6 protein-coding genes and 1 pseudogene are annotated in these 8,574 nt (G+C 55.7%); 3 read left to right on the top strand and 4 right to left on the bottom strand.

Annotation, left to right across the window (positions count from 1 at the left end):
- The 3 genes from M0974_RS11330 to M0974_RS11320 all read left to right on the top strand — a co-directional run.
- Nucleotides 1–811, top strand: an 811-nt coding sequence (locus tag M0974_RS11330) for an MlrC C-terminal domain-containing protein (RefSeq protein WP_297836276.1), incomplete at its 5' end; no start/stop codon positions are given.
- Nucleotide 812: 1 nt separating this feature from the next.
- On the top strand, nt 813–1,952 hold the full coding sequence (locus M0974_RS11325) for an FAD-binding oxidoreductase (RefSeq protein ID WP_297836274.1): 1,140 nt from the start codon (nt 813–815) through the stop codon (nt 1,950–1,952).
- Between the two features lie 289 nt (nt 1,953–2,241).
- Nucleotides 2,242–4,875 (top strand): glucosidase, encoded by a 2,634-nt coding sequence (locus M0974_RS11320; RefSeq protein ID WP_297836272.1) that lies wholly within the window; start codon nt 2,242–2,244, stop codon nt 4,873–4,875.
- Between the two features lie 151 nt (nt 4,876–5,026).
- Here M0974_RS11320 and M0974_RS11315 read toward each other — a convergent pair whose 3' ends face one another.
- From M0974_RS11315 to M0974_RS11300, 4 genes and pseudogenes are all read right to left on the bottom strand, one after another.
- Nucleotides 5,027–5,797: a 1-acyl-sn-glycerol-3-phosphate acyltransferase gene (locus M0974_RS11315; RefSeq protein ID WP_297836270.1), complete on the bottom strand. Its 771-nt coding sequence runs from the start codon at nt 5,795–5,797 to the stop codon at nt 5,027–5,029.
- A gap of 34 nt (nt 5,798–5,831) precedes the next feature.
- Complete coding sequence (gene gmhB / locus M0974_RS11310) at nt 5,832–6,368, bottom strand: D-glycero-beta-D-manno-heptose 1,7-bisphosphate 7-phosphatase (RefSeq protein ID WP_297836267.1); 537 nt, start codon at nt 6,366–6,368, stop codon at nt 5,832–5,834.
- A gap of 16 nt (nt 6,369–6,384) precedes the next feature.
- Complete coding sequence (glyS, locus tag M0974_RS11305) at nt 6,385–8,439, bottom strand: glycine--tRNA ligase subunit beta (RefSeq protein WP_297836265.1); 2,055 nt, start codon at nt 8,437–8,439, stop codon at nt 6,385–6,387.
- Nucleotides 8,436–8,574, bottom strand: a pseudogene (locus M0974_RS11300) (glycine--tRNA ligase subunit alpha); the annotation flags it as partial. The gene glyS and the pseudogene M0974_RS11300, both read right to left, overlap by 4 nt.

Here is an 8,574-nt window from a genome sequence, read left to right as displayed (position 1 = left end):
GGCATTTCCTGAAGCCGACATTGCCGAAGTGGGACCTACGGTGCTGGTCACCTATGAGGGCGACGACAGCCTGCATCGTGCTTTTGCGCAAAGCCTGGCAGACGATATCTGGAACCGCCGCGGCGAAGTGATCAACACCTATCACACCGTGGATAACGTCGCGCAAATCGCCAGCACTTACCCTCGGCAAAACGGCCCTTTGATCATTGCTGACTATGCGGACAACCCTGGTGCGGGGTCTTACGGTGATGCCACTGAATTATTACGTGCCCTGCTGGCTGCCGGTGTCGAGGATGCGTGTTTCGGCCCGATGGTCGATCCGGAGATCGCCGCGATTCTGTGTGAGAAAGGTGTCGATGCCACGGTGACGGTAGCTGTCGGTGGCAAGAGTGATCCCCGCTTCGGTGGGGCGCCTCTGACTGTGACCGGACGCATCTTGCGGATCAGCAACGGTGACTTCATTGGCGATGGTCCGATGATTGGAGGGTTGGAACAAAGCTTCGGGCCGAGCGCGGTGCTGCTGGTTGATGATATTGAAATTCTGGTTACCAGCACGGCATTGCAAATGCTGGATCTCCAGCAGTTTCGTGCCTTCGGCATCGACCCGGCAAAAAAACGTGTAGTGGCGCTGAAGTCGATGCAACATTTCCGCGCAGCATTTGAACCGATTGCCAGCAGCGTCGTGGTCTGCGACAGCGGGGCGCTCTGCACGCTGGATTATGGCCGTCTGCCCTTCAGCAAAATACCGCGCCCGATCTACCCCCTGGACCGCGAAATGACTCGCGTTACACCACCGCGCTCCGGAGTTTAATATGCCGCAGATTTTTGACGTCGCAGTCATCGGTGGCGGTATTGCCGGTGCCTCTTTCGCTTACAGGGTGGCGGGACAACGCTCATTGATCCTGCTTGAGCGCGAAAACCAGGTTGGCTACCACTCCACGGGCCGCTCGGCTGCGGAGTTTTCCACCCAGTTCCAAAGCCCGTGGGTCAGTACCCTGGCCGAAAGCTCCTATAACTTTCTGACCAATCCACCTGCCGGATTCACCGATATCGAGCTACTGATTCCGCGTGGCAGTCTGGTCATTGCACAGCGCGAGCGGGCACACCTGATCGAGTCTGCCTTCAGCCATATCCTGTCCACATCACCCGAATCGTACATGCTGCACCCGGACGACGCCTTGGCGATGGTGCCGTTCCTGAAGGCCGACTATGTCGAAGCCGCCTTCTACGACCCGATGAATTGGGACATAGAGGTCGACAGCCTGTTGCAAGGTTACCTTCGTTTGGCTCGCCGAGCCGGCGCGCAAGTACAACTCGCAAGCCCGGTCACCTCGATTCATCGTGAAGGCGGTGTCTACCACCTGCGAACCCCGGCGGGCGAAGTACTTTGCCGAAAAGTCGTTAATGCGGCAGGCGCCTGGGCAGATGATTTCGCCGCGCTGGCCGGTCTCGACCGGTTGCGCATCGTGCCCTACCGTCGCACGGCGATTACCGTCGACGGCCCTAAAGGCGTGGACCTTTCCACCTTACCCGCCGTTAATGAAGTCAGCGAGGCGTTTTACTTCAAACCCGAATCCGGGCGGATCATGGTCTCACCCGCCGATGCGACCCCGAGCGAGGCTTGTGACGCACAGCCCGAGGAACTGGACATCGCCTATGCGGCGCACTTTCTCTCGGAATCGACGACGCTATCCATCAATCACATTGCCCACAAATGGGCAGGGCTGCGCACCTTCGCTCCAGACAAACGTCAGGTCGTGGGTTTCAGTACGCAGGACGAGAATTTCTTCTGGCTCGCCGGCCAAGGCGGCAGCGGCATCCTGACCTCCCCTGCACTCTCTGCATGGGCGGCCGGTTTGTTTTTGGAGGGTGTCCCGCCGGACGAGCTGTGCAAAGCAGGACTGCAGCCGGACGTCTTTTCGCCTGCTCGGTTGTCGGGAGTTAAGGCGTAATTGAATGGACTCGCCCAAGCCGAGGCGTCTATGCGCCACGGTGGCATCCTAAGCATGCCAACGATTGTAGGAACTTCCGAATCATCTGTTTTGTGAACCTACAGAGGATTTGGACTTTTAGGCAGTCGGATCCATCGTCGTCTCGCTCTAAATCAAACCCCGGTCAGCGCCCCGGGGGTTTCAAAAATTATTCATTCTGAATCCCACCTGAATCATTTCCCGCCAAGCGCCCTCCTACCTTCTCCACCGCTTTACACTGTGGAACATCCAACACCCCGTGGACGTACCAATGACTGCTGAGCCTAAACAAAACCCACTTCTTGAAACCATCGAAGGCAAGCGCCTTTCTGGTGATGACGCTGACCGTTGGCGTGAGTGGGGGCCGTATCTCAGTGATCGTCAGTGGGGCACGGTGCGTGAAGACTACAGCGCTGATGGCGATGCCTGGCGTTACTTCCCCCATGATCATGCGCGCAGTCGGGCATACCGCTGGGGCGAAGACGGGCTTGCAGGATTCTCTGACAAAGCGCAACGCTGGTGCCTGGGATTGGCCTTGTGGAATGAGCGCGACCCCATTATCAAAGAACGTTTGTTTGGCCTGAACAATTCGGAGGGTAATCACGGCGAAGACGTTAAAGAACTCTATTTCCATGTCGATGGCGTCCCTAGCCACGCCTACATGCGCATGCTCTACAAGTATCCACATGCTGCATTTCCCTACGACGATCTGGTTCAGGAAAACGGCCGTCGCGGTCTGAAGGATGCGGAGTACGAGGTACTGGATACCGGCGTCTTTGACGACAACCATTATTTCGACGTAACCATCGAATACGCCAAGCACACGCCCGACGATATTTTCATGAGAGTTACGGTGCAGAATCGCTCGGATCAAGCTGCTCGTTTGCATGTCCTGCCGCACCTATGGGCGCGCAACACCTGGAGCTGGGGTGACACCACTGAGCGCCCTGCCCTTGTTCTGCAAGATCAGCAAGTGCTCGCGAGTTATCCCCAGCAACCCGATAGGGTCGCTACCGCCTGGGGCCAACAAACCTGCGAATGGTTGTTCTGCGAGAACGAAACCAATACTCCCAGGTTAGGCGGTCAATGGGCGAGTGGGCCCTTCAAGGACGGAATCAATGACTATGTAGCGGGTGGGAAAACCGACGCTATCCATCGCGACAAAGGGACGCGAGCTGCTGCACATTTCGTACTTGAACTAAACGGTCGCGAAACTGAAGTCATTTACCTACGCTTTGCGCCCCCCGACGCCGAGGCTGTGAACGGCAGAAAGTTGGTTGATCTGTGTCGTAAGCAGGCCGATGACTATTACGCGGCGCTGCAACGTAACCAGAAGGACGCTGACGCCCGTAACGTACAGCGCCAAGCATTAGCAGGCTTGTTGTGGTCGAAGCAGTTGTATTATTTCGACGTCAATCGCTGGTTGAACGGTGACTCTACGCAACCGCCACCTCCGCCCGAACGGGCTGGAATTCGTAACACTCATTGGCGACATCTTTCCAATTTCGACATCGTGTCAATGCCGGACAAATGGGAGTACCCCTGGTACGCCTCTTGGGATCTGGCATTTCAGGCCGTTGCCTTTGGATTGATTGATCCCGTATTCGCCAAGGACCAGTTATTGCTGTTGGTCAAAGACCGCTTCATGCACCCGAACGGGCAATTGCCTGCTTACGAATGGCGCTTTGACGACGCTAATCCGCCGGTACACGCTTGGGCATCGTGGCGGGTCTATCAGCAGGAGAAACAACTGACCGGGGTGGGCGACCTGGATTTTCTTGAGCGAGTATTTCACAAGCTGCTGCTGAATTTTTCCTGGTGGGTAAATCGCAAAGATGCCGAGGGCCGCAATGTATTCCAGGGAGGCTTCCTGGGTCTGGACAACATAGCGTTGTTCGACCGGTCGGCAACTATGGCCCCGGGTTACGCATTGGATCAGGCTGACGGCACCGCTTGGGTTGCGGCCTATGCCATAGACCTCATGCGTATAGCGTTGGAGTTGGCCAAACGCAACGCGGTGTATGTCGATATCGCCGTCAAATTCTTCGAACACTTTTTGTATATAGCAGGTGCGATTAATCGCGGGGACGACAGTTCTGGTGGCCTTTGGGATGAGCAAGACAAGTTCTTCTACGATGTACTGCATCGCCCCGATGGCAGCATCGAACCCGTACGACTGCGCTCGTTGGTAGGCCTGATGCCGTTGTTTGCGGTTCAGGTGCTGGAACAACGAGAGCATGAAGATTTGCCTGGATTGCGTGATCGGATGCTGGGATTTCTCCGGCATAGGCCAGACCTGTCCCGGTTGATTTCACGCTGGACAGAGCCGGGCAAAGGCAATCGGTTGCTGCTGGCTTTGCTGAGAGGTCAACGCACTAAAGATTTGTTGTCGAGGATGCTCGATGAAAACGAGTTTTTATCCGAATTTGGTATTCGCTCGCTTTCAAAGGCTCACGGGGAAAAACCGTTCAGCATGCAGGTGAACGGCAGCACCCTATGCGCTGATTATCAGCCGGCTGAGTCTAACTCACGGTTGTACGGAGGTAACTCCAACTGGCGTGGCCCGGTATGGATGCCGGTTAACTACATGCTGATTGAATCCCTGCGAGAGTTTCACCGTTATTACGATGACAACTTCTTGGTGGAATACCCAACGGGGTCAGGATTCTTTTCGTCGTTGGACGAAGTCACTGACGGACTGAGCCAACGCCTGACTCGTCTATTTTTAAAGGATGAAAATGGGCGTCGTCCGAGCATGGCGGCTTATCCCCAACTGCAGGCTGATCCGGAAAGTCAGGATCTGGTGCTGTTTCACGAGTACTTCAGTGGCGAAACCGGACGAGGTCTTGGGGCTTCTCATCAGACCGGTTGGAGCGCACTGGTAGCGCTGTTATTGCAGAAATAGCTGCCACATTAATGTGAGCCAAAAACGTAACATAAAAAACTTATGCACGTTTTTGGTTCGTTAATGAACTAAAGAAATAAGCTGAAAAATTAAAGGGTTAGCGCTGATTTTCGATCAATTCACAAAATTGGTGCACAGGTTATCCACAAAATCAGACCACCGCATTTTCATTGCTCGGCGCTGGTGCAGCCATTGAACCCATGGCGCGTTGGGTTGCCTCATTCCAGGCCGCAACCCGGTCATTAAGCGCTGCGATGGCGCGTGGTCCGGTGCCTTCGGCGTACATCGGTTCGCCAATCACTACTTCAATGGTGCCGGCTCTTTTTGCCCAGCCTTCTTTTGGCCAGTACTTGCCCGCGTTGTGGGCAATCGGCAGCACAGGAAGGTTTGCGTTGACCGCCAGTGCGGTCCCGCCCCGGGAAAACTTACCGACCTGGCCGAAAGGAACACGAGTGCCTTCGGGGAAGATCAGTACCCAAACGCCATCCTTGAGCAACTCGTCGCCACGTTTAGCGACGTGCTTCAGTGCTGCTTTAGGGTTATCACGGTCGATCGCGATCGGCCGCAACATGGCCATGGCCCAGCCGAAAAAAGGTACATACAACAGTTCTCGTTTGAGCACTTGGCTTAATGGCGAGAAATGCGCGGAGAGAAAGAAAGTCTCCCAGGTACTTTGGTGGTTAGACAAAATAACGCAGGGCTGTTCCGGGACATTCTCCTGGCCTTTCACGTCAACGTGGATATTCAAAAACACACGAGTGAGCCATAAAGCGCAACGGCACCAATAGACGTTGATAAACCGGTAACGCTTATGGAACGGTAAAAACGGGGCGATGAAAAAACTCAGTGTGCACCACAGCAGAGAACTGGTGCCCAGCAGCAGGTAAAACAAGAAGGTTTTGATTGCCTGCATGATCGACATAAGTACATTTACCGTTGCGGGCGTCGCCCGTCTATTAACGCTGTTGAATAAGGTCTGCGGCAACAGCCGCGAGATCGTCAAAAATCAATGTGCCGGCGGGCAGAGGATTATTCATCGTCCTCAAACCTTTTCCGGTCTTTACCAATACAGGCTGACAGTCGACGGCCAATGCCGCTTGCAGGTCACCCTGGGTGTCGCCTACAAACCAGACACCTGTCAGATTAGCCGAGTAATGCTGGGCAATAATGTTGAGCATGCCCGGTTTTGGCTTGCGACAATCGCACGCCTCATCCGGACCGTGCGGGCAGTAAACAATCAAGCCCACTTCACCGCCCAGCTCTGCCACTAATTCGCGCAAGCGCGCGTGCATGGCATCAAGCTTGGCGATGTCGTAATAACCGCGAGCAATACCCGACTGGTTGGTAGCGACCGCCACCGTCCAGCCGGATTTGCTCAGTTGCGCGATGGCCTCAATCGAACCGGGAATGGGCAGCCATTCCTCCACCGACTTGATGTAAGCGTCGGAGTCTTGGTTAATCACTCCGTCTCGATCGAGAATCAGCAGCTTCACGTCGCGCCCTCTTCCTTTAGCCCAACAGCGAAATATCGGCAACACCGAGGAACAGGCCGCGCAAGCGAGCCAGCAATGCGTAACGGTTCGCGCGCACGCTTGCGTCTTCGGCATTGACCATCACTGCTTCGAAAAACGCATCAACCGGTTCACGCAATGCCGCCAGACGGCCCAACGCTTCGGTGTACTGACGCGAAGCAGCCATCGGTTGCACGGCCTGGTCTGCCTGCTGAATCGCCGAATACAGCGAGAACTCGTTAGCGTTATCGAAGTATTTCGGTTCGACAGCGTTAGAGATCCCACCCTGGGCTTTGCTCAACAAGTTCGACACACGTTTGTTCACAGCAGCAAGCGCCGCAGCTTCAGGCAATTTACGGAAGGCTTGAACCGCTTGAACCCGCTGATCGAAATCGAGGGCCGAGGCCGGCTTCAACGCGCGTACTGACAGGTACACCGCAACCTCGACGCCTTCGTCTTCATAACGTGCACGCAGGCGGTCGAAGATAAACTCAAGCACTTGATCGGCCAGACCGGCTGGTTTGATCTTGGTACCGAATTGGCCGACAGCGAATGCCACGGTTTGCACCAGATCAAGATCGAGCTTCTTGTCGATCAAAATTCGCAGCACACCCAACGCTGCACGGCGCAGGGCGTAAGGGTCTTTGCTGCCGGTAGGCAACATGCCGATGCCGAAGATCCCAACCAGTGTGTCGAGCTTGTCGGCAATAGCCACTGCGGCACCGGTCAGGGTGCTTGGCAATTCAGCGCCAGCGCCGCGCGGCATGTATTGCTCGTTCAACGCCAATGCAACGTCTTCAGGCTCGCCATCTGCCAGTGCATAGTAATAACCGGCGACGCCCTGCATTTCTGGGAATTCGCCGACCATCTCGGTCGCCAAATCGCACTTCGAGAGCAAACCTGCACGGCCGGCGCGTAGCGCATCGCCGCCGATACGTGAAGCAATGAATGCTGCGAGTTTCGACACGCGTTCGGCTTTGTCGAAAACACTGCCCAACTGAGCCTGGAACACGACGTTTTGCAGGCGCTGGTTGAAGGTTTCCAGCTTCTGCTTTTTGTCTTGCTTGAAGAAAAACTCGGCATCGGTGAGGCGCGGACGAACTACTTTCTCGTTACCGGACACGATTTGCGTCGGGTCTTTGCTTTCGATGTTGGCCACAGTAATGAAGCGCGGCAACAACTTGCCCTCGGCATCCAGCAGACAGAAATACTTCTGGTTGTCCTGCATGGTGATAATCAGGGCTTCTTGGGGCACTTCAAGGAAGCGCTCTTCGAATGAACACACCAGCGGCACAGGCCATTCGACCAGGCCAGTGACTTCGTCGAGCAGGCTCGGCGGTACGATGGCGGTGCCTTCGTGTTGGGTAGCCAGTTCATCGACGCGTTTGCTGATCAGTTCACGACGCTCAGCGAAGTCAGCCAATACATAGGCGCCGCGCAGGTCCTGCAAATAATTGGCAGGTGAAGTAATGCGCACACTTTCCGGGTGATGGAAGCGGTGCCCACGGGAATCTCGCCCGGCTTTTTGCGCGAGGATTGTGCAGTCGATCACGTGATCGCCGAACAACATCACCAGCCATTGGGTCGGACGCACGAACTCTTCTTTGCGCGCACCCCAGCGCATGCGCTTTGGAATTGGCAGGTCGTTCAGCGAATCTTCAACAATGGTCGGCAGCAGGCTGATCGTCGGTTTGCCAACGATGCTCTGGCTGAAACGCAGTTTCGGACCGCTCTGATCGATTTCGCTCAGGTCAACGCCACATTTCTTGGCGAAGCCCAGCGCAGCTTGTGTTGGATTGCCATCAGCGTCGAACGCCGCCTGACGTGGCGGACCATCGAGGTTGACGCTACGGTCTTCCTGCTGTGTCGCCAGTTGCGTAATCAACACGGCCAGACGACGCGGTGCCGCGTAGACGTGTTTAGCGGTAAAACTGAGGCCCGCAGCTTGCAAGCCCTTTTCAATACCGGCGAGGAACGCGTCACCCAGAATGCTCAGGGCTTTTGGAGGCAGCTCTTCGGTGCCCAATTCAACCAGGAAATCTTGAGCACTCATTGTGCTGCCTCCAACTTAGCCAACACTTCGTCACGCAAATCCGGGGTTGCCATCGGGAAACCCAGTTTGGCCCGGGCCATCAGGTAGGCCTGCGCCACGGAGCGGGCCAGGGTACGGACCCGCAGGATGTACTGC

The organism is Pseudomonas sp., from assembly GCF_026224925.1.
GTDB lineage: Bacteria > Pseudomonadota > Gammaproteobacteria > Pseudomonadales > Pseudomonadaceae > Aquipseudomonas.
The sequence above is the reverse complement of the archived record's forward strand: the minus strand, read 5'-3'. Positions and strand labels throughout refer to the sequence as shown.